Origin of the sequence: Streptomyces lunalinharesii (genome assembly GCF_039532155.1) — a bacterium.
GTDB lineage: Bacteria > Actinomycetota > Actinomycetes > Streptomycetales > Streptomycetaceae > Streptomyces > Streptomyces lunalinharesii.
The window spans coordinates 201,693-228,466 of sequence record NZ_BAAARK010000010.1; the positions used below are offsets into that span (position 1 = coordinate 201,693).

The window sequence follows — 26,774 nt, forward strand, 5'->3', positions numbered from 1 at the left end:
GCCGGTAGATCGACCGGTGGCGGCCCGGCGCCGCCCACCGGGCCCGACCGCCCGTCGTGACGGAGCCACGCCGCACCCCCACCGGCCCTGTGACACGCCTGTGACAGACGGCGGACAACGCGATGAAACTGGGTTGGCAGGCTTTGGGTCAGCCGGGAGAGATCAACTCCGCAGAGGGGGGATCCCGACCGGGACACACCGAACCAACTGGCTCGATCGACGGGGGGCAGCGCGATGAAGAACACCCTGCACGGCACGACGTCCGGCGCGGTCGTCACGCGCCTCCACGACATCGGGCGTGAGAAGTCCGGTGCCGAGGGGGGCACCACCGCGCCCGAGCGAAGCCGAGGGCTCGGGGGAGGGCGGGGGTGCGCCCGCAGCACGGGGCGTCAACGGCCGCCGTACATGGTGGCCATCGACGCGACGGTGGTGGCGCAGCGGACCAACGGGGGCGACGACGGCCCGCGAAGCGCCGACGGGGGAGCGCGGTACGGGGGGACGGGGGACCGGCGCACCGCGGCGGACGCGGCCGAGGCCGAAGCGGCCTTCACCGCCTACGTCCAGGAGCGCCGCGCCTCCCTGTACGCCACCGCCTACCACCTGACCGGTGACCGTTTCGAGGCCGAGGACCTGCTGCAGAGCGCACTGTTCTCGACCTACCGGGCCTGGGACCGGATCAGCGACAAGGCGGCGCTCGGCGGCTACCTGCGCCGCACCATGACGAACCTGCACATCAGCGCCTGGCGCCGACGCAGGCTCAACGAGTACCCGACCGAGGAACTGCCCGAGACCGCCGCCGACGCGGACGCCATGCGCGGCACCGAGCTGCGCGCCGTCCTGTGGCAGGCGCTGGCCCGGCTGCCCGAGACGCAGCGCACCATGCTGGTGCTGCGCTACTACGAGGGCCGCACGGACCCGGAGATCGCGGACATCCTCAACATCAGTGTCGGCACGGTGAAGTCCAGCATCTGGCGCTCGCTGCGCCGGCTGCGCGAGGACGAGGTCCTCAGCTTCGGCCGTGACGAGCAGGAGTCCTTCGGCGCACTGGTCGCCTGAGGACGGGGGGTAGGGCCCGAGGGGGATCCGGGGGGAGAACCCGAGGGGGGACACGGGGGAACAACGGGGGACACGGGGGAAACGAGCGGGTTCGGGCGGCCGGGGGGTGCGTCCGAACCCGCTCCTTCGTGCGTGCCGGGAGCCGGCTCCGGCCGGCCCACGGCGGCCCGCGCGTCAGCGCCGGGCCGTGGTCCGCGCCGGATCGTCGCCCGCGCCTTCGACCCCGTTCGCACCGGACGGCGCGGCCTTCCGCGCCGCCGCTATCCGGGTCAGCGCCTCCGGCTTGGCGCACGGATGGGCGCCCAGCGCGGCGTGCCGGGCCACGATCGTCCGCTCGCTGCGCAGCAGCCGCAGCCCCCGCCGCACCAGGTACACCGCGGGCTTGCGGCCCTCGCGCAGGTCCCGGGCCAGCCGCCGCCGGAAGGTGGTGGCGGGCCGCCCGCGCAGGCACAGCGCGTCGGCCAGCAGCCCCGCCGTCCGGCACCGGTCGATGACGTCGGCGGCGAAGATCCCCTCCGCGACGAACAGCGGCGCCCCGTCCAGGGCCAGGCCCGTGGTGCCGGTCCGGGAGCTGGACGCGATGTCGTACACCGGGACCGCGGTCCGGCCCGCGCGGCACAGTTCCTCGATGGCCGCGACCGCGGCGTCGGCGTCCCAGGAGAGCGGCGAGTCCCAGTCCGCGCCGCCGCCGTCCGGCAACTGTGGGAGCGAGGGGTCGGTGCACTCCTTGTAGAAGTCGTCGAGGTTGAGGACGGGCAGGCCGGACAGGGCGGCCAGGGAGGTCTTCCCGGAGCCGGAGGGGCCGGTCAGCAGGAGGACGTGGGCGCGCGGCCGGGCGGGCGAATGGGAGTTCACGGGCACTCATTGTCGGGCATTGCGCCGTGGGGGGTACCCCTGGCGCGCGAGGTGGAACGCCCGGGCACCCCTCAACTACGCTTCGCAGTCAACCGATTACGCGGAGGGTTCACGAGTCGTCCGCGCGACCGGTGGCACCACCGCAATTCCGCTCCGCTTTCGATCCACAGGCAGGTGGCTCACATGCCCTCCCACGCACGTCCCAAGCCCAGCCGCGTCCCCCGCGGCCTGTTGCGCGCCGGTCTGGTGGTCTCCGCGGCCGGCGTCGCGCTCACGGGCGGCGCGGCGGTGGCGGGCGCGGCCGCCCCCGCGGCCGGCGACACGGCCCCGCAACGGACCGCGGACGACGGGTTGGTGGGACAGGCCCTGACGCGTTCGGTGACGGGCTCCACCGGCCGTGGCCTCGGCCCCGTCAAGGACCTCAAGCTGGACCCGATGGCCAACACCGGCGTCGATCCGCTGGCGAACGGCCTCGGCACCCAGGTCGCGGACTTCAAGCCGGTGAGCACCACCCAGCTGACGGACCCGGTGACCAAGGGCGGTTCGCTGCGGGACCTGCCGGTGACCGGCACCGCGATGCGGCTGCTGCCCGGCTGACCGACCGCCCCTCCCGCAACGCGACGGCGCGGGACCCGGCCCACCAGGGGGCCGGGTCCCGCGCCGTTCGTCGTCGTCCGTGCCGGCCCCGGGCGGAGCCGGCACGGAGGTGGATCAGACGCCCATCGGGTGCCACACCGTCTTGGTCTCCAGGAAGGCCAGCAGCCGGTCGGTGCCCGGGTCGGCGGACCAGTCCGCGGCCCGCGGGCGCAGCACCCGCTTGAGGTTGTCCGCCGCGGCGGTCTCAAGCTCCGCCGCCAGTTCGGCGTCGGCGCCGGCCAGGTCCAGGGCGTTGACGTCCTGGTGGGCGGCGAGCGGAGCGGACAGTTCCGCGGTCCGGCCCGAGAGGAGGTTGACGACCCCGCCCGGCAGGTCGGAGGTGGCCAGCACCTCGGCCAGCGACAGCGCCGGCAGCGGGGCCCGCTCGGCGGCCACGACCACGGCGGTGTTGCCCGTGACGATCACCGGGGCGAGCACCGAGACCAGCCCCAGGAACGACGACTCCTGCGGCGCCACCACGGCCACCACGCCGGTCGGCTCCGGGGTGGAGAGGTTGAAGTACGGGCCCGCCACCGGGTTCGTCGAACCGGCGATCTGGGCGACCTTGTCGGACCAGCCCGCGTACCAGACCCAGCGGTCGACCGCCGCGTCCACCTGCGCCGCGGCCTTGGCCTTCGACAGCCCCTCGGCGTCCGCCACCTCGGCGACGAACTGGTCCCGGCGGCCCTCCAGCATCTCCGCGACGCGGTAGAGGATCTGGCCCCGGTTGTACGCCGTCGCGCCCGACCAGCCGCCGAACGCCTTGCGGGCGGCGACCACCGCGTCCCGCGCGTCCTTGCGGGAGGCCAGCGGGGCGTTGGCCAGCCAGCTGCCCTTTGCGTCGGTCACCTCGTACACCCGCCCGCTCTCGGACCGGGGGAACTTGCCCCCGACGTACAGCTTGTAGGTCTTGAAGACAGCCAACCGCTCAGACATTGAGGTACGCCTCCAGACCGTGCCGGCCGCCCTCGCGGCCGAAGCCCGACTCCTTGTAGCCGCCGAACGGCGAGGTCGGGTCGAACTTGTTGAACGTGTTGGACCAGATGACGCCGGCCCGCAGCTTGCTCGCCATCCACAGCATGCGCGAGCCCTTCTCGGTCCAGATGCCCGCCGACAGCCCGTACGGCGTGTTGTTGGCCTTGGCCACCGCCTCCTCCGGCGTGCGGAAGGTCAGCACGGACAGCACCGGGCCGAAGACCTCCTCGCGGGCGATCCGGTGGGCCTGGGTGACGCCGGTGAACAGCGTCGGCGCGAACCAGTAGCCGGCGCCGGGCAGTTCGCACGCCGGGGACCAGCGCTCGGCGCCCTCGGCCTCGCCCGCGTCGGCCAGCTCGGTGATCCGGGCCAGCTGCTCGGCGGAGTTGATCGCGCCGACGTCGGTGTTCTTGTCCAGCGGGTCGCCGACCCGGAGGGTGGCCATCCGCCGCTTGAGCGCGTCCAGCAGCTCGTCCTGGATCGACTCCTGGACCAGCAGCCGGGACCCCGCGCAGCACACGTGCCCCTGGTTGAAGAAGATCCCGTTGACGATCCCCTCGACGGCCTGGTCGATCGGAGCGTCGTCGAAGACGATGTTGGCCGCCTTGCCGCCCAGTTCGAGGGTGAGCTTCTTGTCCGTGCCGGCGACCGTGCGGGCGATCGCCTTGCCCACCTCGGTGGAGCCGGTGAACGCGACCTTGTCGATGCCGGGGTGGCCCACCAGCGCCGCGCCGGTCGAGCCGTCACCGGTGACGATGTTGACGACGCCCTTGGGCAGCCCGGCCTGCCGGCAGATGTCCGCGAAGAACAGCGCGGACAGCGGAGTGGTCTCGGCGGGCTTCAGGACGACGGTGTTGCCGCAGGCCAGCGCCGGGGCGATCTTCCAGGCCAGCATGAGGAGCGGGAAGTTCCAGGGGATGACCTGGCCGGCCACGCCCAGCGGGCGCGGGTTCGGGCCGAGGCCCGCGTGGTCGAGCTTGTCCGCCCAGCCCGCGTAGTAGAAGAAGTGCGCTGCCACCAGCGGCAGATCGGCGTCCCGGGACTCGCGGATCGGCTTGCCGTTGTCCAGCGTCTCCAGGACGGCCAGCTCGCGCGAGCGCTCCTGGATGATCCGGGCGATCCGGAAGAGGTACTTGGCGCGCTCGGCGCCCGGCAGCGCCGACCACTTCTCGAACGCCGCACGGGCCGCCCTGACGGCGCGGTCGACGTCGTCGGCGGTGCCCTGGGTGTACTCGGCCAGCACCTCTTCGGTGGCGGGCGAGACGGTCTTGCGCAGGCCGCCGCCCGCGCCCTCGGTGAACTCGCCGTCGATGAACAGCCCGTAGGAGGACGCGAGGTCCACCACGGCGCGCGACTCGGGCGCCGGTGCGTAGTCAAAGGTCATGGTCAGTCCACCGTGACGTAGTCGGGGCCGGAGTAGCGGCCGGTGCTGAGCTTCTGGCGCTGCATCAGCAGGTCGTTGAGGAGGCTGGAGGCACCGAAGCGGAACCAGTCGGCACTCAGCCACGCGTCGCCCAGCGTCTCGTTGACCATCACCAGGTACTTGACCGCGTCCTTGGTCGTCCGGATGCCGCCGGCCGGCTTCACGCCGACCTGCACGCCGGTCGCCGCGGCGAAGTCGCGCACCGCCTCCAGCATCAACAGCGTGACCGGCGGCGTGGCGTTCACCGCCACCTTGCCCGTCGAGGTCTTGATGAAGTCCGCGCCGGCCAGCATCGCCAGCCAGGAGACCCGCCGGACGTTGTCGTACGTCTGGAGCTCGCCGGTCTCGAAGATCACCTTCAGGTGGGCGGCCGAGCCGTCGGGCCGGGCGCACGCCTCCTTCACGGCCTTGATCTCCTCGAAGACCTCCAGGTAGCGGCCGGAGAGGAAGGCGCCCCGGTCGATCACCATGTCGATCTCGTCGGCGCCGGCGGCCACCGCGTCCCGGGTGTCGGCCAGCTTCACCGGCAGCGCGGCCCGGCCCGCGGGGAAGGCGGTGGCGACGGAGGCGACGTGGACGCCGGAGTCGCCCAGCGCCTCCTTGGCCACGCCGACCATGTCCGGGTAGACGCAGATCGCGGCGACCTTGGGGGCGGTGCGGTCGGTGGGGTCGGGGTGGACGCCCTTGGCGCACAGTGCCCGGACCTTGCCGGGAGTGTCCGCGCCTTCGAGCGTCGTCAGGTCGATCATCGAGATGGCCAGGTCGATGGCGTACGCCTTCGCCGTGGTCTTGATCGAGCGGGTGCCGAGCGTGGCGGCGCGGGCCTGGAGCCCTACCGCGTCGACGCCGGGGAGTCCGTGCAGGAAGCGGCGCAGCGCTCCGTTCGAGGCGGTCACGTCCGCCATCGACGCCAGGCGCCCCGCGGCCTCGTTGCCGGATGCGGGTACTTCCGAAATGGCAGTGGGCATGGTCACGAGGGGAGCATATCTACGCGCGTAGCGACATGCCAGCCCCCGGCCGGAACCGCCCCAGAACGGCCGGATGCGCACGGCGTCCGCATTGATGCCGTAACGCAATGTCCGGCATCCGGACGGTCAGGCAGAATCGGCGGCATGACGAGCCCGGAACGGTCCACCTCGCCTCCGCAGCAGTACGCGGAACGCAGCTACCGCTCGCCGGCGGCCCTGGTCGGCGGCGCACTGCTCATCGCGCTCGGCCTCTGGCTCGGCGCCGACGCACTGCTGCGCGGCACCCCCGCCACCAAGCTCACCGCGCTCTTCGCGCTGCTCTTCGGGGTGCCGCTGGTCGCCGCCTTCTCGCTGCGGCCGCTGGTCCGGGCGAACGAGGACCGGCTGCTGGTGCGCAACCCGTTCCGCACCATCACGCTGCCCTGGGCGGCCGTCGAGGACCTGCGCGCGACGTTCTCCGCCGAGGTCTTCACCGGCGCCGGCGCCAAGTACCAGCTGTGGGCCGTTCCGGTCTCCCTCCGCCAGCGCAAGAAGGTCGCCCGCCAGGCCGCGCGCGGCACCGGCCGCCCCCGCTTCGGCCTCAACGCCGACGCCGGTCCCGTCCCGAAGGCGATGGCCGACCAGACCCTCGCCGAACTCCACGAGATCAAGGACCGCGCGACCCACCGGGAAACCGCCCAGGGCGAACCCGAGGTCCGCTGGTCGTACGCGGTCCTCGGGCCGAGCGTGCTGGGGGCGGTGGGGTTGGTGGTGATGGGGGTGCTGTAGGGGGAGTGGGGGCGGCGGCCCGCCAGAGACCGGCCCCGACCGACGCCGCATCGCTCTCACGCCGGCAGTTGCCAGGACGGCCCGTCGGGATCATTGATCCAGACGGTTTGGACGAGGTCCGGAGCCACGGTCATGCCGAAGGCCGATTGATCGGGCGCGCCGGCCTCCTGCCACCTGATCAGGGACTCCTCGACCTGGTTCCAGATGCTGAGCGGCCCGTGCTGGTGCACGTCCCAGCTGCTTCCCCTCCGTTCGGTCCATGCCTGCGATCCGGTGGCGGTGTCCACGAGGATCACCCCGTCGTCCATGGTCATGAGTTCTGCGGAAGGGGCAGCGAGCTGGGCGACGAACTGCGCCGTCCAGTCGTCGAGCAGTCCCGGGTCCACGCGGGCGCGGCGCTTGGTGCCGCAGCGGCGGAAGAAGGTCGGGCGGGGCGGCCGTTCGTGGGGACGGGCGAGCATGAAGCTGATCCGGTCACCGGCGAAGCGGCCGGTGGCGCTGCCGTCATCGCCGAGGGTGAGGCGGATGAGTCCGGATGCGAGCATCCAACCGCTCAGCGTGATGGTGAGGGTGCCGCCGTCGCGGACCTGCCGCATCCAGGAGACGGGGACGGACCGTACGGCGCAGGTGGCCACCAGCGCGTCGTACTCCGCGTTGGCACTGTGACCCTGCAGTCCGTCGCCGGTGACGAGGTGCGGGTGGTAACCGGCGTGGTGCAGGCGATCGGCGGCCGACTGCGCCAGTTGAGGGTCGTATTCGATCGAAGTGACGTTCTCGGCGCCGACGACGTGGGAGACGAGTGCGGTGGAGTAACCGGTGCCGGTGCCTACCCACAGCACCCGGTCCCCCGCGCTGACGCCGGACAGCTCGGCCATGCGGAGGACGAGGGAGGGGAGGGTGGAGGAGGAGGTGGGCCGTCCTGTCACCGGGCTGGTTGCGTCGGCGGCTGCGATGCCGTCGACCTGGGTCACCAGGGTCTCGTCGGAGTAGGCGAGGCGCAGCCAGGCGGCATCGTCGGTCCGAGCGCGGTGGACCGGCTCCCACGCCGTCCCCTGCGGACGGAACACCGAGGTGCCGAGGAAGTGGTGGCGCGGAACGGATTCGACCGCGGTGCGCCACGCGGGTTCGGTGAGCAGGCCCTTGGCGGCGAGGGTGTCGGCGAGGGCTCGGCGCAGAGAGACGGGGGTGGTGTCAGCGTTCACGAGGCTCTCCCGAATGCTGGAGTTGGTCGGCGAGGGCGTCGGTGATCGGGGCGGTGATGTGGCCGGGGAACCATGCCCATTGGCCGTTGGGGTTGCACTCGTACATCCACCATTGCCCCGTGTGGTCGATTCCGAAGTCGAAGGCGCCGTAGACCAGGTCGAAGGTGTCCAGGTAGGCGCGTACGGCATGGGCGACGTCGGCGGGGGTGTTGATGAGCGTGTAGCTGTTGTGGTCGTAGGTGCGTCGCCAGTCGAGGCCGGGTGAGTCGACGCGGACGGCGAAGAGCCGCTGCCCGACGACCGTGAGCCGGACGTCGGCGGCCTTGTCGACGCGCTGCTGGAAGAGGTGGGCGGTCCGCGAGACACCGGCGTCGAGGGAGTCGGGGGGCACGTCGTCCACCCATATCGTCAACGGTCGGTTGTCCGGGCCGACGTAAGGACTGTTCCACAGCGGTTTGTAGAGCACCGGACGGTGCTGCTCGGCGAATCGGCGGGCCTCATCCAGGTCGTTGGTGATCAGGGTCGGTGGGATGCGCAGTCCGCACCGAGCGGCGACGGCGAGCTGGACGGGTTTGTGCTCGGCGTCCCGATTCCGCCACGGATGGTTGACGTAGTGCGCCCCGGGCAGTGCCGCCAGTACGCCGCCGAGCCCGTACCGCGCCTGGTCGGCGCACCACTGCTCGACTTGTCCCGGACCGGTGACGTAGGCGGTGGGGCGCCGCCAGTAGACCGAGCGGATGCCGGCCAGGTCCGCGGTTCGCGTCGCGGTCAGCGCCACGCCTGTCAGGCTGTGGCCGTCGAGGAACGCGGTCAGTCGGAGCCCGTCGGGGAAGTCCCCGGGATCGAGGCGGACCACGGGGACCTCGCGTTGGTGCAGCTCGTTGATGACGAGGTCGGCCGTGGCGTCATCGAGCCGTGTCACGACGAGGACGGGGGTGGCCGTGGCGGTCGCCCTGGAACTGGGCATCAGTCGCTGTCGGCTGACTGGTCGTGGCCCTCGTCCCGGTTGCCGTCCAGACTGGTCGCGGTGCTGGTCTCCTTCGACGTCTCACTGGCCTTGTGCTTGTCCATGACCGGGAGCGCGCTGCCGTCCTCGGCCAGCCACCGGGCCGTCTGTGTCCGCGGATCCAGAACGATGCGGGTGCACGGCATGACGGTGGTGGACGGGAACGACTGCATGCGGTCAAGTCCCCACGAGGCAGGGGTGGTTGTCATCGCTGGCGTCTCCTCCTCGTGAACGTCCCAGGTAGAGGGCTGTGGTGTACGGCCTGTGGGCGGCTGACTCGTGGAGGTCCCGCCCTCCTGCTGCTCACAAAAGGGCGGGACCGGTTTCCCTCACCGCGGGGGCGGAACCCGCACGGCATCCTTCAGGGGAGCGCCCGGGACACTCCCCGCGGGACGGACCGGGACATCTCCGCGGTTCGACTCGCGTTGTTGCTCCGATGACGACAACGCTAGGCAGGGCGGATGCTCAACTCCCAGTCGATTGCGCGCGATTGCAGGGAATCACCTCGACGCATCCATCGCCGATGCGATCAGCCGGCGCGCCGTGGTGCCGTAGACGGCCAGTTCGGCCAATTCCGTGAAAGTGGTGGCATACATGGCCACCTCGCTGGGCTGGGTGAGCGTGAGATAGCCGGAGACCAACTCGACGTTGACCTGAGCCTGGTCGAAAATCCAGAAGCCTTCCACCGGCATGCGCGTCCGGCCGATTCGGGCCGGGATGATTCCCACGCTCACGTTCGGCAGGGCCCCTACCGTCAGTAAGTGTTCCAGCTGCCCGCAATGGGTGTCGGAGTTACCGAGGCCGTTGCTCAAGACGGATTCCTCGATCAGGAAGGCAAAGCGCCGTTTCCCTTCGTACAGGACCCGTTGGCGCTCCATGCGGACGGCCACCGCGTCGGCAACGTCGTCGATCACCACCCGTCTTCGTTGGACCGCACGCAGCACGTCTTCCGTGTAGCCGTACGTTTGGACGAGGCCGGGCACCAGCCACGACGAGTACGAGCGGAACCAACGGGTGCGCTCGAAAAGCGGCAGTCGTTCCTCCTGGGCGCGTTTGAGACCCGTCCGCTCCATGCGGTGCCACTCGATCCACATGCCTTCAACGGCGTGGAGCGAAGCAACCAGGTCCTCCGTCTGGTCCGCCGCGCCGCATGCCCGGCACCAGGCACGAATGTCCTCTTCTGACGGAGTGCTCTTCGCCGTCGAGATCCGCGAGACTTTGGACGGATGCCAGCCGCATTCCGAGGCAAGGGTTTTGCCGTTCATCCCGGCTTCCTTGACCAGTTCCCGCAGGCGGTCGGCCAGGATACGCCGAGCCCGTCGAACGCTCGACGATCCGGAGGTGGTCACCGTGCGTCAGACCGGCTCGTACTCCTCGTGCGGCGTCGCACGTTCCCACACCGCTTCGAAGGCCGAACCGACCAGCTTCAGGACGTCGGGTTCCGTTCGCCACTCCCGGTCGACCACCTCGCCGACCCCGGAGAAGTAGGTGAACAACACCGCTTCCCCGTCGAACATCCAGAGGTCAGTACCCGGCAGCGGAATGTCGGCTGCCTTCCGCCGTGGTAGCCAGCGAATCAACTCCCCGGCCGCCACGTTGGGAAACGTCACGTCGTACTCGTACGTGATGTACTCCGTCACCGGCTCCGACACGATTCGTGCGCGTCGCATGACGACTCCGCGTGCGGTCGTCTCTGCCACCACGTCCAAGAATGGGCGCCACCACGACGACCGGTCAGCGGCAGGGTCAAGGCGCTTTCCGCGCTGCCATGCAAGGAACTCGGGGTCGTCGGGCTGGTATGCGTCGCGCATCTCCAAATGCACAGCGGTGTGCCGGGCACGAGCCAGACCGTCAAGAACGGGGTTGGTCACTGACACTGTCCTCCGCGTGCGGAATGTACTGAAGCATGACTTTCGGTAGGCGAACGATCGTCTCGTGATTCGGCACGTCCGTGGAGTGGCCGGGAATCGAGCCGATCTCCTGGCACGCCTTCACTTCCTCCTCCGTGGCCTTGTAAGACTGGATCAGCACGTCACCGGTGTCCTCGTCCAGCCAGATCGTCGGCGAGTCGGTGTCAGGCGTGTTCGGGATGATTCCCAGGAAACGTAGCCGCATGGCTTCTTCCTCTCTCGATGAACGTGCGCCCGATTGCGCGACATTCCTCCTGCCTGGGTGGCCCGTCAAGGGGCGCATGGACGCACACTTGATATGACACACGAGCGACAGCACGCCCTGGAGCAGGGTCCTTGGGCGCCCGGGAAAGCTCCCGGGCGGGAGAACGTGAGGTGGAACCGCCGAACCGCAGCCCGGCGGCCCCACCTTGAGCTACCTCGCCATACGCGCACCGGCGCACTGCGCTGCCGCTTTCTCCGCGGACGACAGCGTCCGTCCGGCGAAGTGGTGGTGCACCCTCATGCTGTGCCGCTTGTGGCGGACTGCGGCTCGTCGCCATCGGTACGGCCTGCATCAAGTACAGCGTCCTCGTCGAGAGCGCTCTCCAACTGGAGCAAGCGGGCGCCCCGGCTGAGCGACAACCGGTGGACCTTGGTCAGCTGGGCGGTCAACTCGACGGCCAGCAAATGGATTTCGCCCGGCGTCCACGAGCGGGCGGTGAGGATGTCACCGGCGTCCTCGATGAGGTCGGCGGCAGAGGTCATCTGCTCCGCCTCGACCCGGTCGGCGAGACGCGAGACGTATCCGGTGCCGGTCCCACCGAGGAGGTAGCACGGCTTCCCTTCCGGGCTGGTCCATGGCAGTAACCGGGTGCCGTGCACAGGGTTCGTCATGCCGTCACCATCACTTCGTGGATCCAGCAGGGCCCCGCGTCAATGCCGTGCGAGGCCAGCCACAGGGCCCGTCGCCGCACCGGTTGTGAGCGGTGCTCCCGCTGCTCCTCCGGCGTGAGGACGTAGGGACGGACGAGGTGGGTGTCGGTGGCGTGCAGCAGCCGTAGTCGAGGAGTGTCCGCGGTCTTCTTCGGGTCCGGAGACCTGGGCAGCTCCATGCGCGGAGTGGTGGCCGAGGCGCCGGTGGCCCGGTGGTTCCCATGGGCAGGTAGAAGTAGCCGCAGTAGTGGTTCGCAGAGAGGCTGGGGATATGGGAATCCGGGGCTTAACCAGCCCAACAGGCCCGCGATAAGGTCGCGCATGTCATCAGCTCCTATCTAGCTGGTGAATGCCTTGGCGGCCGGTGCCTCGGCCGCCAAGGCGCTTACGGGTGCCGCGCTTCCTGGGGTTCTTCGGAAGCGGTGTCGCGGCAGTTGCAGGGGCAGGAGCCGGCTCAGATTCGGAGTTGGCGTCGCCCGCACCAGCAGGTCGTGGGGAACCACGGGGCCCGCCCTGCCCCCGCCGGATGCCCAGTAGCACGGCCTTCGTCGTGCCGAACGGCCGTACCGCGTCGGCGGGTCGGGGCGTCGTCGGCACGTGCCATGTCGTCCTCCTCTGCCCGTGAGCGTTGGGCACTCCTGCCTGGCGGATGGGCGTCACGCCTCGACGAACGCTACGCAGTCGAGACACAACAACCTGTGACCGGATCCATGGTGTGGGGTGCGCGATCGCGGAGTCAAGCGATTGATTGGCAAATTGCCAATCAATCGCTACGTGTGATGTTTTGCGGGGAGATACTCTCGGCGCGGCGGGGAGTCGACGGAGGTGGAGGAGTCATGGCCGTTGTCAGCAGCGGGAGTCCGCTGGCCGCACGTCGCAAGTTGGGTGACGAGCTACGGAAGTTGCGTGATGGGCTTGGCATGACTGCGAAAGACGTCGGCGCACACTGCAACTGCCACAACTCCAAGATCAGCCGCATCGAGCTGGCGCAAAGAGCTTGTAGTCGCAAGGACTTCGAAGCCTTTATGGAGCTCTATGACGTCGACGAGGAGAAGCGTGCGGAGCTCGCCGAACTCATGGTCCTGGGTTTGCAGCGCATCCCGCCGTGGTGGCAGGCGTACGCGGATGTGATCTCCGCCAACTACGCCGAGTTCCTGGCGTACGAGTCCGAGGCGGCCCGCTGCTGTGAGTACCAGCCGCTGCTCATTCCTGGCCCGTTGCAGACTCCCGAATATGCGCATGCCGTCACGGGCGTGAGTTTCACGGCGCTCGGCCCGGATCAGGTAGAGGGGCTTGTGGAGGTGCGGATGCGTCGCCAGCAGAGGCTCCGCGAGGACGTACCCGTGATCTTCGAAGCGGTGGTGACCGAGGCGGCGCTGCGCCTGAGGGTCGGTGGTGCAGCGGTCATGCGGGGGCAACTGCGGCACCTGGTGCAGATGGCCGGGCTCGACCACGTGACACTGCGGGTCATGCCCTTCGAGGCGGGTGAGAAAGCAGCCATCACAGGGGCGTTCACGCTCTTCGGCATGCAACTGGGCGGCGAGGCAGAGGTGGCGTTCACCGAGTCCGCGGACAACACCACGAACTTCAGGGACGATCCACTCACGCTGCGGCGCATGAACCGGCTCTTCCGCAACTTGTCGGCCGCTTCGCTCTCGGAGGACGATAGCGTCGAGTTGGTCGAACGTATCGAGGAAGAGCTGGTTTGACATGAGTACCCCCGCCGACCAATGCGGCATCGACCTAGCCGGGGCCGTATGGCGTAAGAGTTCCTACACGGCGGGCAACGGCAACTGCGTTGAAGTCGCCGACATCCCCGGTGCCACCGGAATCGCCGTACGCGACTCCAAGAACACCCACCTCCCCGCAGCGCGAGTGTCGCGCCCCGCGTGGTCCGCGTTCGTGGCGGCTGTTGCGGGGGGCGCACTGACCGCTTCATGAAGAGCGCAAGAACAGACTCTGGGGCGCCGCACCCGTCCCGCGACGTCAAAGGCCAGGCTCCCCGAGCCTGGCCTTTGACGTCGTGCGTCCGTGCGGTGGAACGTCAGATCCCCGCCGCCACCGACAGGTCCCGCTTGATCGATGCCAGGGTCGCCGTCGCCTTGGTCCGGGCGTCGGGCAGGCCGTTGCGGTCGGCCACCGGCACCACGACCTCCAGGTAGCACTTGAGCTTGGGCTCGGTGCCGCTGGGGCGGACGACGACGCGGGCCGCCTCGATGCCGTCGGCCGGGGCGCCCGCGAGGTAGTAGCGCAGGCCGTCGGTCGGCGGGAGGGCGGCGCTGCCCTCGTTCAGGTCGTCGGCGCGGGTGATCGCCAGGCCCGCCAGGGCCGTCGGCGGCTCGGCGCGCAGCCGGCGCATCGCGTCGGCGATCAGCGACAGGTCCTCGACCCGCACCGAGAGCTGGTCGGTGGCGTGCAGGCCGAAGTCCACGGCCAGGTCGTCGAGGAGGTCGGCCAGGCCGCGGCCGGCCCGCTTCAGCTCGGCGGCCAGTTCGGTGATCAGCAGGGCGGCGGTGACGCCGTCCTTGTCGCGGACGCCCTCGGGGTCGACGCAGTAGCCCAGCGCCTCCTCGTAGGCGTAGCGCAGGCCGTCGACCCGGGCCAGCCACTTGAAGCCGGTCAGCGTCTCCTCGTAGGGGAGCGTGGCGCCGGCCGCGATGCGGGACATCAGCTGCGAGGAGACGATCGTCGTGGTGAACGTCCCGGCGGCGCCCTTGCGGACGAGGTGCGCGGCGAGCAGCGCGCCGACCTCGTCGCCGCGGAGCATCCGCCAGCCCTCGGGGGTGCCGGGGGCGGGGACGGCGACGGCGCAGCGGTCCGCGTCGGGGTCGTTGGCGATCACGATGTCGACGCTGCCGGGGGCCTGGGCCCGGGCGGTGGCGAACGCGAGGTCCATCGCGCCCGGCTCCTCCGGGTTGGGGAAGGCCACCGTCGGGAAGTCCGGGTCCGGCTCGGCCTGTTCGGCGACGACCGTCGGGGCCGGGAAGCCGGCCCGCGCGAAGGCGGCGACGAGGGTGTCCCGGCCGACGCCGTGCATCGGCGTGTAGACGACGCCCACGTCCCGCGCGGAACCAGGGGTCAGCACCGCGTCGGTGCGCTCCAGGTAGGCGGCCAGGACCGCGTCGTCCAGGACGTCCCAGCCCGACTCGGGGCGGGGCACGTCGGCCAGCGACGGCACCGCGGCGATCCGGTCGGCGATCCGGCCGTCCGCGGGCGGCACGATCTGCGAGCCGTCACCCAGGTAGACCTTGTAGCCGTTGTCCCGCGGCGGGTTGTGGCTGGCGGTCACCTCGATGCCGGCCACCGCGCCCAGGTGCCGGATGGCGAAGGCCAGGACGGGCGTCGGCAGCGGGCGGGGCAGGACCGCGGCGCGCAGGCCGGCACCGACCATGACCGCGGCGGTGTCCCGCGCGAAGTCGGCGCTCTTGTAGCGGGCGTCGTAGCCGACGACCACCAGCCCGTCCCCCTGCCCGCTGTCCTTCAGGTACGCGGCGAGGCCGGCCGCGGCCCGGATGACCACCGCGCGGTTCATCCGCATCGGGCCGGCGCCCAGCTCGCCGCGCAGACCGGCGGTGCCGAACTGGAGGGTGCCGGCGAACCGCGCCGCCAGCTCCTCGTGCTGGTCCGACTCGATGAGCTTGGCCAGCTCATCCCGGGTCTCCGGGTCGGGGTCCTCGGCCAGCCACGCCTGGGCCCGGCCGATCAGCTCCGCGGGAACGGTAGCCACGTGATGCTCCTGCCTGTGGATGCGATGTGGGGGATGCCTAACGGGACGCGCGGCCGGGCGGCCGGGCGGCGGGGCGCGGTGGGGTCCGCGGTCCCGTCCGCCGTGCGCGCCGGCAGCGGGGTCCTGCCGCCCGGGACGGGCCTGGGTCGGCCCGCGCGCCGGTACCGGCTAGATCTTGCTGAGGACCTGGCCGAGCAGCGTGCCCATCGCGATCGCGGAGTCGCGGCCCGCCTGGAGCACCTCCTCGTGGTTCAGCGGCTCGCCCGTCATGCCGGCGGCGAGGTTGGTCACCAGCGAGAGGCCCAGCACCTCGGCGCCGGCCTCGCGGGCGGCGATCGCCTCCAGGACGGTGGACATGCCGACCAGGTCGGCGCCCATGGTGCGGAGCATCCGGATCTCGGCCGGGGTCTCGTAGTGCGGGCCGGGGAGCTGGGCGTAGACGCCCTCCTCCAGGGTCGCGTCGACCTCCTTGCACAGCGCGCGCAGCCGCGGCGAGTACAGGTCGGTCAGGTCGACGAAGTTGGCGCCGGCGATGGGGGAGGTGGCGGTGAGGTTGAGGTGGTCGCTGATGAGCACCGGCTGGCCGGGGCGCATGCCGTCGCGCAGGCCGCCGCAGCCGTTGGTGAGGACCACGGTCTTGCAGCCGGCGGCGACGGCGGTGCGCACGCCGTGCGAGACCGAGGCGACGCCGCGGCCCTCGTAGTAGTGGGTGCGGCCCAGGAAGACCAGGGCGCGCTTCGCGCCGATCCGGTACGAGCGGATCTTGCCGCCGTGGCCGGCGACGGCCGGCGCCGGGAAGCCGGGCAGCTCGGTGACGGGGAACTCGTGCTCGGGCGCGCCCAGGGCCTCGGCGGCCGGGGCCCAGCCGGAGCCCATGACCAGGGCCACGTCGTGGCTCTCGGCACCGGTGAGTTCGCGCAGGCGGGCGGCCGCGGCGTCCGCGGCCCCCTTCGGGTCGATGTCGGGGGTAACAGATGCGTTCACGCGGACGAGGGTAGCCGGTAATCCCCTACGCGCGTAGATGTCGCTGCCCACGGGCCTGTGGGCGTCGGTTTGTGGCTTCTGCCAAAGAATTGCCGGGGGCGCGGCGGCGGGCCGGGCGGGAGCGAACCGGTCAGCAGGGGCGCTTGCGGATCTCCATGACGTAGTCGTGCGGCGCGCCGGCCGATTCGGCCGCGTCGGCGATCTCGCCCAGGTAGCGGGCCGAGGGCAGACCGCCCTCGTAGCCGTTGAGGACGTAGATCCAGGCGGTCTCGTCGCCTTCGAGGGTGTGCACCCGCACCCGCATCCGCCGGTAGATCTCCAGGCCGACGCCCTCCCAGCGGTCCATGGACTCCTCGTCCATGGGGGCGATGTCGTAGAGCGCGACGAAGAGCTGGGAGCCCGGGTCCTCGACGACGGTCGCCAGGGCGCCCTCCCATCCCATCTGCTCGCCGCCGAAGGTGAGCCGCCAGCCGTTCAACCAGCCGGTGCCGCGCAGCGGGGAGTGCGGTGCGCGGCGGGACATCAGCCGCGCGTCGAGGTTGCCGGCGTACGCGGCGTAGAGCGACATGCTTCCGAGGGTACGGGAGGTTCCCCGTTGGGCTCGTGGTACCGGAGATTCGTACAACAGGCTGGCGAGAGCACGGGCCCGGCGCCCACCCGGCCCCATCCGCGCCCCCGGGGGAGAGCCGTCGCCGGGCGTGCGGGAGAATGGAGTACGTGACTCGGATCGTGATCATCGGTGGTGGACCCGGCGGATACGAAGCTGCCCTGGTGGGGGCTTCGCTCGGCGCGGAGGTGACCGTCGTCGATTGCGACGGTCTGGGCGGCGCGTCGGTGTTGACCGACTGCGTCCCGTCGAAGACCCTCATCGCCACCGCCGAGGTGATGACGACCTTCGACTCCTCCTACGAGGAACTCGGCATCATCGTCGAGGACGACACCCCTTACAGCGAGCGCCCCGCCCGGGTGGTCGGCGTCGACCTCGGCAAGGTCAACCGACGGGTCAAGCGGCTGGCGCTGGCCCAGTCCCACGACATCACCGCGTCGGTCACCCGTGCCGGCGGCCGGGTGATGCGCGGCCGCGGCCGGCTGGAGCCGGGCCAGGCGCCGGACGGTTCCCGCAAGGTCACCGTGACCACCGCCGACGGCTCGACCGAGGCCCTGATCGCCGACGCCGTACTGGTCGCCACCGGCGCCCACCCGCGCGAGATCCCGGACGCCGAGCCGGACGGTGAGCGGATCTTGAACTGGACGCAGGTCTACGACCTCACCGAGCTGCCCGAGGAACTCATCGTGGTCGGCTCCGGCGTCACCGGCGCCGAGTTCGCCGGTGCCTACCAGGCGCTCGGTTCCCGGGTCACCCTCGTCTCCTCCCGCGACCGGGTGCTGCCGGGCGAGGACCCGGACGCCGCCGCCGTGCTGGAGGACGTCTTCCGGCGCCGCGGGATGAACGTCATGGCGCGCTCGCGGGCGCAGTCCGCCAAGCGGGTGGGCGACCGGGTCGAGGTCACCCTCGCCGACGGCCGCACCATCTCCGGCACGCACTGCCTGATGGCGGTCGGCTCCATCCCCAACACCGAGGGGATCGGCCTGGAGGGCGCCGGCGTCCGGCTGAAGGACTCCGGCCACATCTGGACCGACAAGGTCTCCCGCACCACCGCCCCCGGCGTCTACGCGGCCGGCGACTGCACCGGCGTGTTCGCGCTGGCGTCGGTCGCCGCCATGCAGGGCCGCATCGCGATGTACCACTTCCTGGGCGACGCGGTCACCCCGCTCAACCTCAAGACGGTCTCCGCGAACGTCTTCACCGACCCCGAGATCGCCACCGTCGGCTACTCCCAGGCCGACGTCGACAACGGCGTGATCGACGCCCGGGCGGTCAAGCTCCCGCTGCTGCGCAACCCGCGCGCCAAGATGCAGGGCATCCGCGACGGCTTCGTGAAGCTGTTCTGCCGCCCCGGCACCGGCATCGTCGTCGGCGGCGTGGTGGTCTCGCCGCGGGCCAGCGAGCTGATCCACCCGATCTCGATCGCGGTCGACAACAACCTGACGGTCGAGCAGATCGCCAGCGCCTTCACCGTCTACCCGTCGCTGTCCGGCTCGATCGCCGAGGTCGCCCGCCAGCTGCACACCCGCAAGGCGGCCGGCGACTGACCGCCCGCCCCGCAAGCGGGCCCATGGAATATTTGTGCCCACGATGGGCACTTGGGGTGAAACGGTCCTGCACGGTCGGGACCGGACGCCTCTCCCCATGGGGCGTCACCCTCTCCTCGAAGAGTGCAACTGACCAGGCAGCGGGCGGATTTGTGCACGCACGGTGACGGCGATCGGGGCATGTGCATGCCGCTTACCACGTGAAGTGATGCCGTGTGAACAACTTCCGTTAATTGGTGCAACCTGCTGAAAACAGACGGTCGTTGGCGTTACTGTCAGTTTCGTGTTCGCTGCAGAACGTCGCCAATTGATCCTAGAAATGGTGCGTGCTAACGGAGCGGTGTCGCTCCGGGAGCTCGCCCGCGTCGTCCAGACCTCCGAAGTGACCGTACGGCGCGACGTGCGGGCGCTGGAGGCAGAGGGACTGCTCGACCGCCGGCACGGCGGGGCGGTCCTACCAGGAGGTTTCACCCGCGAGTCCGGCTTCCCGCAGAAGTCCCACCTCGCCACCGCGGAGAAGACGGCGATCGCCGACCTCGCCGCCGGTTTCGTCGAGGAGGGCGAGGCCATCGTCGTCGGCGCCGGGACCACCACCCAGGAGCTGGCCCGCCGGCTCGCCCGGGTCCCCGGCCTGACCGTCGTCACCAACTCCCTGCTCGTCGCCCAGGCACTGGCCCACGCCAACCGCGTCGAGGTGGTGATGACCGGCGGAACCCTGCGCGGTTCCAACTACGCGCTGGTCGGCAGCGGTGCCGAGCAGTCGCTCCAGGGACTGCGGGTCTCCCGCGCCTTCCTGTCGGGCAGCGGCCTGACCGCCGAGCGCGGCCTGTCCACCTCCAACATGCTCTCCGCCAGCGTCGACCGGGCGCTCGTGCAGGCGGCGGGGGAGGTGGTGGTGCTCGCCGACCACACCAAGCTCGGCTCCGACACCATGTTCCAGACCGTGCCGACGGACGTCATCACCCGCCTGGTGACGGACGAGCCGCCGGCCCACGACGACCGGGCCGCCACCGAATTGCAGGCACTGGCCGACCAGGGCGTCCAGATCGCCGTCGCCAGCAACTCGCTCCCCGGCCAGGCACCCGCCCAGCCGGGCATGGAGCCCGCCCCGCCGGAGCGCCGGGGCCCGCGGCGGGACGTGCCGCTGCCGGGCCAGCGGCGCAGCCACCCGGGCGGCGCGCCCGGGGCGCCACAGCTGCGCTCGGCGGGCGCGCTCGGGGACGGCCGGGTGGCGGATCTGGCGCCCCGACGGCGCTGAGCCGCGGCGGGACGGCGGGCGTCGGGCGGGCCGGAGAGTCCGGCCCGGGACGCCGGGGCCCGCCCGGATCCGCCGGGCGGCGGGCTACGCCCCGGCCTCCCGGCCCGTGCCGCCCGCCTTCAGCCCGCGTAGGGTCAGCGTCAGCAGCCGGTCGGCCAGCTCCGGATCGTCCGGGGACTCCTCGGCGGCCAGCGCGATGCCGTTGGTGAGCTGGAGCAGGTCGCCGATGACGACGTCCCGGCGCACCGCACCGGCCTGCTGGGCCCGGCTCAGCAGCGCGGCGCCCGCCTCGCCCAGCGGCACGCTGCACCGCGCCATGCCCGAACTCTCGTCCGCCGACGCGGTCATCATCGCCCGGGACAGGCCCCGGTAGGTGCTGGCGTGCGTGATCAGCGCGCGCAGCCAGTCGACCAGCGCGGTGCATGGCTGCGGCGCGTCGGCCAACTCCCGCGCGTAGCCGACCAGGGCGTGCACCTCGCCCTGGAAGACCGCGCCCATCAGGGCGGTGCGGTTGGGGAAGTGCCGGTACAGCGTGCCGATGCCGACGCCGGCCCGGCGCGCGATGTCCTCCAACGAGGTGTCCGTGCCGTGCTCGGTGAACGCCGTGCGCGCCTCGGTCAGCAGCCGCTCGTAGTTCCGCCGGGCGTCGGCCCGCATGGGACGCACCGCGGACGTCCCCCCGGCCGCGTGCGCCGCGGCCCGCTCCACCCGCCGCTGCCCTGCCGTGTCGGTCGCCATCGCCGTCCTTCCTCACACCGGCCGGTTGCGGCCGGTGGCTCCAGGATGCCATTGCCCGCCGGACGGGTGTCCCGGCGCGGTGGGCGGGGGCCGGCGGGATCGTCGCCGGCCCGGCCGGCCCGGTCGGCCAGGACCCGCGGCCGGATGCCGACGCCGCACGTGGACGGCCGGCGGCCGGCCGGTGATGTTCCGGCGTACCGGGTCCGTCGGACCGGCGAACTCCTCGCGAAGGCGGCAACGTCACCCTGCCAAGGGCCATCAAACCAGGCGCAAAGAGGGCTTCCGGGGACGTCCGGGGGCCGTCCAGGAAGTCTGGGGAACATCGATGGGACTGACCAGCCGGCCACTGTTGTACGCCATGATCGCCCTTTCCGTGGCCTGTGTGGGGCTCACCGTCTGGCTCTGGCCGCGGTTCGCCGGGCGCGGGCCGCGGGCGGTGCTCGGGCGGCTCGGGGCGATCGCCGCGACCCAGTTGGCGGTCGTGGCCGCACTCGGCCTGGTGGTGAACACCAACTTCCAGTTCTACGCCTCCTGGCACGAACTGCTCGGCCTGTACGACGGGGCCCCCGCCGCGGTCGGCAAGTGGGGCGACGAGGGCGCCGCGGGGCCCGCCGGCGACCCGACCAAGGGCCTGGTGCAGCCCTCCGGCCCCGAGGGGCTGGACAAGGTGCACGGGCTGCCCAAGGGCCCGCCGGAGAAGAACGGCAAGGTCGAGACGGTCCGGATCGTGGGCAAGCGGACCCGGGTGGTGGACCCGGCGTACGTCTACCTGCCGCCGCAGTACTTCCAGAAGCAGTACGCCCGCCAGCGCTTCCCGGTCGTCGTCGCGCTCAGCGGCTACCCGGGCGGGATATTCCTGCTGGGCCAGCACCTGCGGATGCCGGAGACCGCGGCGAAGCTGGTCCGCGACGGCACGCTCCAGCCGACCGTCATCGTGATGCTGCGCCCCACCATCGCGCCGCCGCGGGACACCCAGTGCGTCGACGTCCCCGGTGGCCCGCAGGCCGAGACGTTCTTCGCCCAGGACGTCCCCGAGGCCCTGAAGTCGCACTACCGGGTGGGGCACGACCCGGGCGCCTGGGGCCTGCTCGGCTACTCCTCCGGGGGAAGCTGCGCCCTCCAGCTCGCCATGCGCCACCCCGGCACCTACACCGCGGCGGCCGCCCTCTCGCCCGACTACAAGGTCTCCAACGACCCCACCACCGGCAACCTCTTCGGCGACGGCAAGGACCGCGGCAAGCGCCGCGAGGAGCACGACCTGATGTGGCGGCTGGCGCACCTGCCGTCGCCCGACGTCAACGTGCTGATCGGCACCAGCCGCAGCGGGGAGAAGAACTACCCGGCGGCGCGGGCGTTCCTGGCCGCGGTCCGCCCGCCCATGAAGGCGGACTCGATCGTGCTCGACCACGGCAGCCACAACTTCGCCACCTGGCGCCGCGAACTGCCCGCCGCGCTCCAGTGGATGAGCCGGACGCTGGTCTTCCCGGAGGAGGTCGTGGGGAAGTCGTAGCCGCCGTCGTCCGCGCCGGCGACAACGGTGGCGACAACGGCGCGGGGCGGGCTCCTGGTACCGAGGTACCGGGAGCCCGCCCCTGTGCCGGTGCGGGGACCGCTCAGTCCTTGATCTCGCAGATCACGGCGCCGGAGGTGAGGGCCGAGCCCACCTCGGCGGCCAGGCCCTTGACGGTGCCCGCGCGGTGCGCGTTGATCGGCTGCTCCATCTTCATCGCCTCCAGGACGATGACCAGTTCGCCCTCGGCGACCTGCTGGCCCTCCTCGACGGCGACCTTGACGATGGTGCCCTGCATCGGGGAGGCCAGGGTGTCACCGGAGGCGGCGCTGCCGCTCTTCTTGGTGGCCTTGCGCTTGGGCTTGGCGCCCCCGGCGACCGCGGCGCGGGCCAGCGGCATGCCGAGCGACGCCGGCAGCGAGACCTCCAGCCGCTTGCCGCCGACCTCGACCACCACCGTCTCGCGGGTGTCGGCCTCGGCCTCCTCCGCACCGGGCGCGGCGAACGGCGGGATCTCGTTGACGAACTCGGTCTCGATCCAGCGGGTGTGGACCGTGAACGGCCCGGCGGAACCGGTGAGTTCGGGGGCGAACGCCGGGTCCTTGACGACCACGCGGTGGAAGGTGAGGGCGGTGGCCATGCCGTCCACGTGGAACTCGTTCAGCGCCCGGGCGGCCCGCTGGAGGGCCTGCTCGCGGGTGGCGCCGGTGACGATCAGCTTGGCGAGCAGGGAGTCCCAGGCGGGGCCGATGACCGAGCCGGCCTCGACGCCGGCGTCCATGCGGACGCCCGGGCCCGACGGCGCGTCGAACCGGGTGACGGTGCCGGGCGCGGGCAGGAAGTTGCGGCCCGGGTCCTCGCCGTTGATCCGGAACTCGAAGGAGTGGCCGCGCAGCGCCGGGTCGTCGTAGCCCAGCTCCTCGCCGTCGGCGATCCGGAACATCTCGCGGACCAGGTCCAGTCCGGTGACCTCCTCGGTGACCGGGTGCTCCACCTGGAGGCGGGTGTTGACCTCCAGGAAGGAGATGGTGCCGTCCTGGCCGACGAGGAACTCGCAGGTGCCGGCGCCCTCGTAGCCGGCCTCCTTGAGGATGGCCTTGGAGGCGCGGTACAGCTCGGCGTTCTGCTCGTCGCTCAGGAACGGCGCGGGGGCCTCCTCGACGAGTTTCTGGTGGCGGCGCTGGAGCGAGCAGTCGCGGGTGGAGACGACGACCACGTTGCCGTGCTTGTCGGCCAGGCACTGGGTCTCGACGTGCCGCGGGCGGTCGAGGTAGCGCTCGACGAAGCACTCGCCGCGGCCGAACGCGGCGACCGCCTCGCGGACCGCGGATTCGTAGAGCTCGGGGATCTCTTCGAGGGTGCGGGCGACCTTCAGGCCGCGGCCGCCGCCGCCGAACGCCGCCTTGATGGCGATGGGCAGCCCGTGCTCCTTGGCGAAGGCGACGACCTCGTCGGCACCGGAGACCGGGTCCGAGGTGCCGGCGACCAGCGGGGCGCCGGCGCGCTGGGCGATGTGCCGGGCGGCGACCTTGTCACCGAGGTCGCGGATGGCGTGCGGCGGCGGGCCGATCCAGGTCAGGCCGGCGTCGAGCACCGCCTGCGCGAACTCGGCGTTCTCGGAGAGGAAGCCGTAGCCGGGGTGGATCGCGTCCGCACCGGAATCGGCGGCGGCCTGGAGGACCTTGGCGAAGTCGAGGTAGCTGGTGGCAGGGGTGTCACCGCCCAAGGCAAATGCCTCGTCCGCGGCACGCACGTGCAGGGCGTCCCGGTCCGGGTCGGCGTAGACGGCTACGCTCCCGATTCCGGCGTCCCGGCATGCACGGGCAACGCGGACAGCGATTTCGCCACGGTTGGCGATGAGCACCTTGCGCACGATGGGTCCTTCCTGGGCGCTACGCCGCAACACACTGAACGCAGCGAGTTTAGGGACTGGCGACACCGCGTGCCGACCCGTTCTTTGGGGTGAGCTTGCCCACACGGAGCGTGCACGCGGCGGTGGTGAGGGAGCAAAGTCCGTTGGAATCCCAGGGTAGAGCCGGATTCCGGGGCGCTGGTCCATGGCGCGGTGTGGTCTAGGTCTCGAACTGCGGACTCCCGGCGAACCGTCAATTCTTTGTGGAGTCCCTACGAATGGGCGAGTGAAAGTTTTCGGGTGAGCGCGCCGGGTGGGGGCATGCGGAAGGAGGGCGTGCGCGGTGGTGCAGACCCCTTGCCGTGAGTGTTACCCATTAGTAGCGTGCGTGATGCCTTCTGTACTCCTGGTAACGGCTCGTGACGACGGCGCACGGCGGCGCGGACAGCGCGGCGAGGGCGCATGACGGTGGAAGTGGGGTGGGCGTGGTGGTGGCGGCCCGCAGACCGGTGGCCCTGGCGGCGGCAGTGGTCCTGATCCTCGAAGCGGCCGGGATGCTGCTGCTCAACTGGATCCTGAGCATCGTGGTCGACCGGCAGCAGATGTCCCTGGCCGGCCTGCGGCCGGGCGCCATGTCCGCCGGCGCCTGGGCCGGCGGCGCGGTCTTCGCCCTCTTCCTGCTCGGCTGCGCCGCGGTGCTGCTGCGCGGCGCGCTCGTGGACCGCGGCCCCGGGCGCCTGGCGCGCATCGCGCTGATCTGCTGCGCGGTGGTGCACGGCGTCCTCGGGGCGCTCGCCGTCGGACTGCTCGGCTGGCCGGCGTTCGCCGCCGCGATGGTGGTGCTGGCGCTGCTCGTGCTGACGCTGGTGGCCTACGGCGAGGCGCGCCCGCAGGCGGCACCGGTCGAGGACCCGGCCGCGGGCGGCGCACCCGCCTGACGCCCGGCCGGGGCAGGCGCGTCCCCCGGGGCGCCGCCCCGGACCGGCCCGCCCGTCAGCTCCCGGCGGGCCCGTCCGCCGGCGCGTGCGCGCGCAGGATGCCGACGAACGCCCGCATCCACTCCGGCTGGTCCGGCCAGGCGCGGGCCGAGACGACCTTGCCGTCCACCACCGCCGCGCCGTCCACGAAGACCCCGCCGCCCAGCTCCACCTCCGGCGAGCAGGCCGGGTAGGCCGAGGTGCGGCGGCCCTTCAGCACGCCCAGCGGGGCCAGGGCCAGGGCCGCGTGGCACAGGTGCGCGACCGGCTTGTCCGCGTCGAAGAAGTGCCGCACCACCGGCCCGAAGTGCGGGTCGTGCCGCAGGTATTCGGGGGCCCGGCCGCCCGGGAGGACCAGCGCCGCGTAGGCGGCCGGGTCGACCTCGGACAGCGCCAGGTCGGCCGGCCAGGAGTGGCCGGCCGACTCGGTGTAGGTGTCGTAGCCCTCGACGAAGTCGTGCGTGACGAACCGCAGCTTCTTGCGCGACGGCGCCGCGACGTGGACCTCGTACCCCTCCTCCAGCAGCCGCTGGTACGGGTAGAAGAACTCCAGGTCCTCGCTGGCGTCGCCGGCGATGATCAGGATCTTGGGCATGGGGAACGCTCCTCGCGGTGTCGGTCGCTTCGGGAACCATCGGTTCCCCGGCGACGCGTCCCCCTCACCGGCTGGCCGGAAAACGCCCGTCGTGGACGGGATCCGGACCGCTCAGGTCCACAGGTCGGTGATCGCGACGCCCAGGTCGGCCAGCAGGCGGCGGAACAGCGGGAGCGACAGGCCGATGACGTTGCCCGGGTCGCCGTCGATCCCGTCGATGAACGGCGCCGAGCGGCCGTCGAGGGTGAACGCGCCCGCCACGTACAGCGGTTCACCGCTGGCCACGTACGCGGCGACCTCGGCGTCGCTGGGCTCGCCGAAGCGGACCGTGGTGGACGCGGTGGCCGAGACCTGCCGGCCGGTCGCGGTGTCGATCACGCAGTGGCCGGTGCGCAGGACCCCGGACCGGCCGCGCATGGACTTCCAGCGGGCCGTGGCGTCCTCGGCGTCCGCGGGCTTGCCCAGCGCCCGCCCGTCCAGCTCCAGCACCGAGTCGCAGCCGACGACCAGCGCACCGGCGGCCGCCGGCCGGGCCGCGACCGCGGCGGCCTTCGCCTCGGCCAGCACCCGGGCCAGCTCCTCGGGGGTGGCGGCGGTCAGCGCGTCCTCGTCGACCCCGCTGACCACGACCTCGGGCGCCAACCCGGCCTGTCGGAGCAGGCCGAGCCGGGCCGGGGACTGGGAGGCGAGGACGAGACGGCGGGGGCGGGCAGCTTCGGTCATGCCCGCCATCGTACGGAGCCGGCGGCGCTCAGAGCGCCGGGGCCCGGCGCCGCCCGGCCCGCAGCACCAGCCACCCCACGAGGGCGCCCAGTGCGGCCCCCAGGGTGTTGTGCGCCCAGTCGGCGGGCTGGCAGTCGCGCACCGGGTCGAGGGTCTGGAGGAGTTCGACGGCGGCCCAGGTGGCGGAGATGCCGAGCGGTACCAGCAGGGCCCGCCGGGTCGCCAGCACCCCGCAGAGCGCCGGCGGGATCCACAGCAGGACGTTGACCAGTTGGTGCCCGGCGCCCGCACCCAGCGTGCGCGCCCCCGCCCCGCCCTCCACGACGCACGCGTGCAGCCGCCCCAGGACGCCCGGTGCGAGCTGGTCGGGGAGGGTGATCCCGACGCACAGGCCGTAGGTCACGAGGAACAGCAGGGTGGGGACGCGCGGCCAACCGCGGTGGCGGACGAGCGGCCGCCACGCCAGCAGGGCGACGAGGATCAGCACCGCGCTCAGCGCGGCCATCACCAGGGCATGCAGCTTCGGGGACATCGGCGCTTGC

29 protein-coding genes are annotated in these 26,774 nt (G+C 71.8%); 9 read left to right on the forward strand and 20 right to left on the reverse strand.

Features of this window, described 5'->3' with window-relative positions; genetic code table 11:
* The first annotated feature begins 234 nt into the window (after nucleotides 1–234).
* A complete protein-coding gene (locus ABD385_RS18120; protein ID WP_344576986.1) occupies nucleotides 235–1,056 on the forward strand; it encodes a SigE family RNA polymerase sigma factor in 822 nt (273 codons plus the stop codon).
* Between the two features lie 174 nt (nucleotides 1,057–1,230).
* Here ABD385_RS18120 and ABD385_RS18125 read toward each other — a convergent pair whose 3' ends face one another.
* Entirely contained in the window at nucleotides 1,231–1,911 is a 681-nt protein-coding gene (locus ABD385_RS18125) for a uridine kinase family protein (RefSeq protein WP_344576988.1), read from the reverse strand.
* Between the two features lie 183 nt (nucleotides 1,912–2,094).
* Here ABD385_RS18125 and ABD385_RS18130 point away from each other — a divergent pair, with 183 nt between their 5' ends.
* Complete coding sequence (locus tag ABD385_RS18130; RefSeq protein WP_344576990.1) at nucleotides 2,095–2,508, forward strand: hypothetical protein; 414 nt, start codon at nucleotides 2,095–2,097, stop codon at nucleotides 2,506–2,508.
* A gap of 114 nt (nucleotides 2,509–2,622) precedes the next feature.
* On the opposite strand, the gene ABD385_RS18135 is transcribed toward ABD385_RS18130, so the two are convergent.
* From ABD385_RS18135 to deoC, 3 genes are read right to left on the reverse strand one after another with little or no spacing between them, the layout of a single operon-like run.
* Complete coding sequence (locus ABD385_RS18135; RefSeq protein WP_344576992.1) at nucleotides 2,623–3,483, reverse strand: aldehyde dehydrogenase family protein; 861 nt, start codon at nucleotides 3,481–3,483, stop codon at nucleotides 2,623–2,625.
* A complete protein-coding gene (locus tag ABD385_RS18140; RefSeq protein ID WP_344576993.1) occupies nucleotides 3,476–4,906 on the reverse strand; it encodes an aldehyde dehydrogenase family protein in 1,431 nt (476 codons plus the stop codon). The genes ABD385_RS18135 and ABD385_RS18140 overlap by 8 nt, the downstream gene beginning before the upstream one ends.
* 2 nt (nucleotides 4,907–4,908) lie before the next feature.
* Entirely contained in the window at nucleotides 4,909–5,913 is a 1,005-nt protein-coding gene (gene deoC, locus ABD385_RS18145) for a deoxyribose-phosphate aldolase (protein ID WP_344577118.1), read from the reverse strand.
* Nucleotides 5,914–6,057: 144 nt separating this feature from the next.
* Between deoC and ABD385_RS18150 the strand changes: the two genes are divergently transcribed.
* Entirely contained in the window at nucleotides 6,058–6,681 is a 624-nt protein-coding gene (locus tag ABD385_RS18150) for a PH domain-containing protein (RefSeq protein WP_344576995.1), read from the forward strand.
* Between the two features lie 56 nt (nucleotides 6,682–6,737).
* On the opposite strand, the gene tgmC is transcribed toward ABD385_RS18150, so the two are convergent.
* From tgmC to ABD385_RS18190, 8 genes are all read right to left on the reverse strand, one after another.
* Entirely contained in the window at nucleotides 6,738–7,883 is a 1,146-nt protein-coding gene (tgmC, locus tag ABD385_RS18155; RefSeq protein ID WP_344576997.1) for an ATP-grasp peptide maturase system methyltransferase, read from the reverse strand.
* Nucleotides 7,873–8,850 (reverse strand): ATP-grasp ribosomal peptide maturase, encoded by a 978-nt coding sequence (gene tgmB, locus ABD385_RS18160; protein ID WP_344576999.1) that lies wholly within the window; start codon nucleotides 8,848–8,850, stop codon nucleotides 7,873–7,875. Before tgmB ends, tgmC begins: the two co-directional genes overlap by 11 nt.
* Complete coding sequence (tgmA, locus tag ABD385_RS18165) at nucleotides 8,850–9,098, reverse strand: putative ATP-grasp-modified RiPP (protein WP_344577000.1); 249 nt, start codon at nucleotides 9,096–9,098, stop codon at nucleotides 8,850–8,852. The genes tgmB and tgmA overlap by 1 nt, the downstream gene beginning before the upstream one ends.
* A gap of 291 nt (nucleotides 9,099–9,389) precedes the next feature.
* The gene (locus ABD385_RS18170; protein ID WP_344577001.1) at nucleotides 9,390–10,238 is read right to left on the reverse strand and encodes a helix-turn-helix domain-containing protein; all 849 of its coding nucleotides are present in this window, start codon (nucleotides 10,236–10,238) and stop codon (nucleotides 9,390–9,392) included.
* Between the two features lie 6 nt (nucleotides 10,239–10,244).
* The gene (locus ABD385_RS18175) at nucleotides 10,245–10,760 is read right to left on the reverse strand and encodes a DUF6879 family protein (protein ID WP_344577003.1); all 516 of its coding nucleotides are present in this window, start codon (nucleotides 10,758–10,760) and stop codon (nucleotides 10,245–10,247) included.
* Complete coding sequence (locus ABD385_RS18180; RefSeq protein WP_344577004.1) at nucleotides 10,741–11,004, reverse strand: hypothetical protein; 264 nt, start codon at nucleotides 11,002–11,004, stop codon at nucleotides 10,741–10,743. The genes ABD385_RS18175 and ABD385_RS18180 overlap by 20 nt, the downstream gene beginning before the upstream one ends.
* Before the next feature lie 296 nt (nucleotides 11,005–11,300).
* Entirely contained in the window at nucleotides 11,301–11,675 is a 375-nt protein-coding gene (locus ABD385_RS18185; protein WP_344577006.1) for a hypothetical protein, read from the reverse strand.
* A complete protein-coding gene (locus ABD385_RS18190) occupies nucleotides 11,672–11,893 on the reverse strand; it encodes a hypothetical protein (RefSeq protein WP_344577008.1) in 222 nt (73 codons plus the stop codon). The genes ABD385_RS18185 and ABD385_RS18190 overlap by 4 nt, the downstream gene beginning before the upstream one ends.
* A gap of 657 nt (nucleotides 11,894–12,550) precedes the next feature.
* On the opposite strand from ABD385_RS18190, the gene ABD385_RS18195 reads away from it, so the two are divergent.
* Both ABD385_RS18195 and ABD385_RS18200 read left to right on the forward strand, forming a co-directional pair.
* Entirely contained in the window at nucleotides 12,551–13,423 is an 873-nt protein-coding gene (locus ABD385_RS18195) for a helix-turn-helix domain-containing protein (RefSeq protein WP_344577010.1), read from the forward strand.
* A 1-nt stretch (nucleotide 13,424) separates the two neighbouring features.
* A complete protein-coding gene (locus ABD385_RS18200) occupies nucleotides 13,425–13,655 on the forward strand; it encodes a DUF397 domain-containing protein (protein ID WP_344577012.1) in 231 nt (76 codons plus the stop codon).
* A 103-nt stretch (nucleotides 13,656–13,758) separates the two neighbouring features.
* On the opposite strand, the gene ABD385_RS18205 is transcribed toward ABD385_RS18200, so the two are convergent.
* The 3 genes from ABD385_RS18205 to ABD385_RS18215 all read right to left on the reverse strand — a co-directional run bounded on the left by ABD385_RS18205 (nucleotide 13,759) and on the right by ABD385_RS18215 (nucleotide 16,993).
* The gene (locus ABD385_RS18205) at nucleotides 13,759–15,441 is read right to left on the reverse strand and encodes a phospho-sugar mutase (RefSeq protein ID WP_344577014.1); all 1,683 of its coding nucleotides are present in this window, start codon (nucleotides 15,439–15,441) and stop codon (nucleotides 13,759–13,761) included.
* Between the two features lie 168 nt (nucleotides 15,442–15,609).
* Entirely contained in the window at nucleotides 15,610–16,425 is an 816-nt protein-coding gene (locus ABD385_RS18210; RefSeq protein WP_344577016.1) for a purine-nucleoside phosphorylase, read from the reverse strand.
* A gap of 130 nt (nucleotides 16,426–16,555) precedes the next feature.
* The gene (locus ABD385_RS18215; RefSeq protein ID WP_344577018.1) at nucleotides 16,556–16,993 is read right to left on the reverse strand and encodes a gamma-glutamylcyclotransferase family protein; all 438 of its coding nucleotides are present in this window, start codon (nucleotides 16,991–16,993) and stop codon (nucleotides 16,556–16,558) included.
* Between the two features lie 140 nt (nucleotides 16,994–17,133).
* Between ABD385_RS18215 and ABD385_RS18220 the strand changes: the two genes are divergently transcribed.
* Nucleotides 17,134–18,579, forward strand: coding sequence for an NAD(P)H-quinone dehydrogenase (locus ABD385_RS18220; RefSeq protein ID WP_344577020.1), 1,446 nt, complete (start codon nucleotides 17,134–17,136; stop codon nucleotides 18,577–18,579).
* Nucleotides 18,580–18,862: 283 nt separating this feature from the next.
* Nucleotides 18,863–19,837, forward strand: coding sequence for a DeoR/GlpR family DNA-binding transcription regulator (locus ABD385_RS18225; RefSeq protein ID WP_344577022.1), 975 nt, complete (start codon nucleotides 18,863–18,865; stop codon nucleotides 19,835–19,837).
* Between the two features lie 84 nt (nucleotides 19,838–19,921).
* Here the strand turns inward: ABD385_RS18225 and ABD385_RS18230 are convergent, their stop codons facing one another.
* Nucleotides 19,922–20,494, reverse strand: a complete 573-nt coding sequence (locus ABD385_RS18230; RefSeq protein ID WP_174505004.1) for a TetR/AcrR family transcriptional regulator — start codon at nucleotides 20,492–20,494, stop codon at nucleotides 19,922–19,924.
* Nucleotides 20,495–20,900: 406 nt separating this feature from the next.
* Here ABD385_RS18230 and ABD385_RS18235 point away from each other — a divergent pair, with 406 nt between their 5' ends.
* Nucleotides 20,901–22,085 carry an alpha/beta hydrolase gene (locus tag ABD385_RS18235; protein WP_344577026.1) on the forward strand — a complete coding sequence of 395 codons (1,185 nt, stop codon included), beginning with the start codon at nucleotides 20,901–20,903 and terminating at the stop codon, nucleotides 22,083–22,085.
* Between the two features lie 103 nt (nucleotides 22,086–22,188).
* On the opposite strand, the gene ABD385_RS18240 is transcribed toward ABD385_RS18235, so the two are convergent.
* Nucleotides 22,189–23,958, reverse strand: a complete 1,770-nt coding sequence (locus ABD385_RS18240; RefSeq protein ID WP_344577028.1) for an acetyl/propionyl/methylcrotonyl-CoA carboxylase subunit alpha — start codon at nucleotides 23,956–23,958, stop codon at nucleotides 22,189–22,191.
* 458 nt (nucleotides 23,959–24,416) lie between these two features.
* On the opposite strand from ABD385_RS18240, the gene ABD385_RS18245 reads away from it, so the two are divergent.
* Nucleotides 24,417–24,875 (forward strand): hypothetical protein, encoded by a 459-nt coding sequence (locus ABD385_RS18245; protein ID WP_344577120.1) that lies wholly within the window; start codon nucleotides 24,417–24,419, stop codon nucleotides 24,873–24,875.
* A 55-nt stretch (nucleotides 24,876–24,930) separates the two neighbouring features.
* Here the strand turns inward: ABD385_RS18245 and ABD385_RS18250 are convergent, their stop codons facing one another.
* From ABD385_RS18250 to ABD385_RS18260, 3 genes are all read right to left on the reverse strand, one after another.
* Entirely contained in the window at nucleotides 24,931–25,509 is a 579-nt protein-coding gene (locus ABD385_RS18250; RefSeq protein ID WP_344577030.1) for a DJ-1/PfpI family protein, read from the reverse strand.
* A 111-nt stretch (nucleotides 25,510–25,620) separates the two neighbouring features.
* A complete protein-coding gene (locus tag ABD385_RS18255) occupies nucleotides 25,621–26,232 on the reverse strand; it encodes a Maf family protein (protein ID WP_344577031.1) in 612 nt (203 codons plus the stop codon).
* Between the two features lie 28 nt (nucleotides 26,233–26,260).
* Entirely contained in the window at nucleotides 26,261–26,764 is a 504-nt protein-coding gene (locus ABD385_RS18260) for a VanZ family protein (RefSeq protein ID WP_344577033.1), read from the reverse strand.
* Nucleotides 26,765–26,774: the final 10 nt, after the last annotated feature.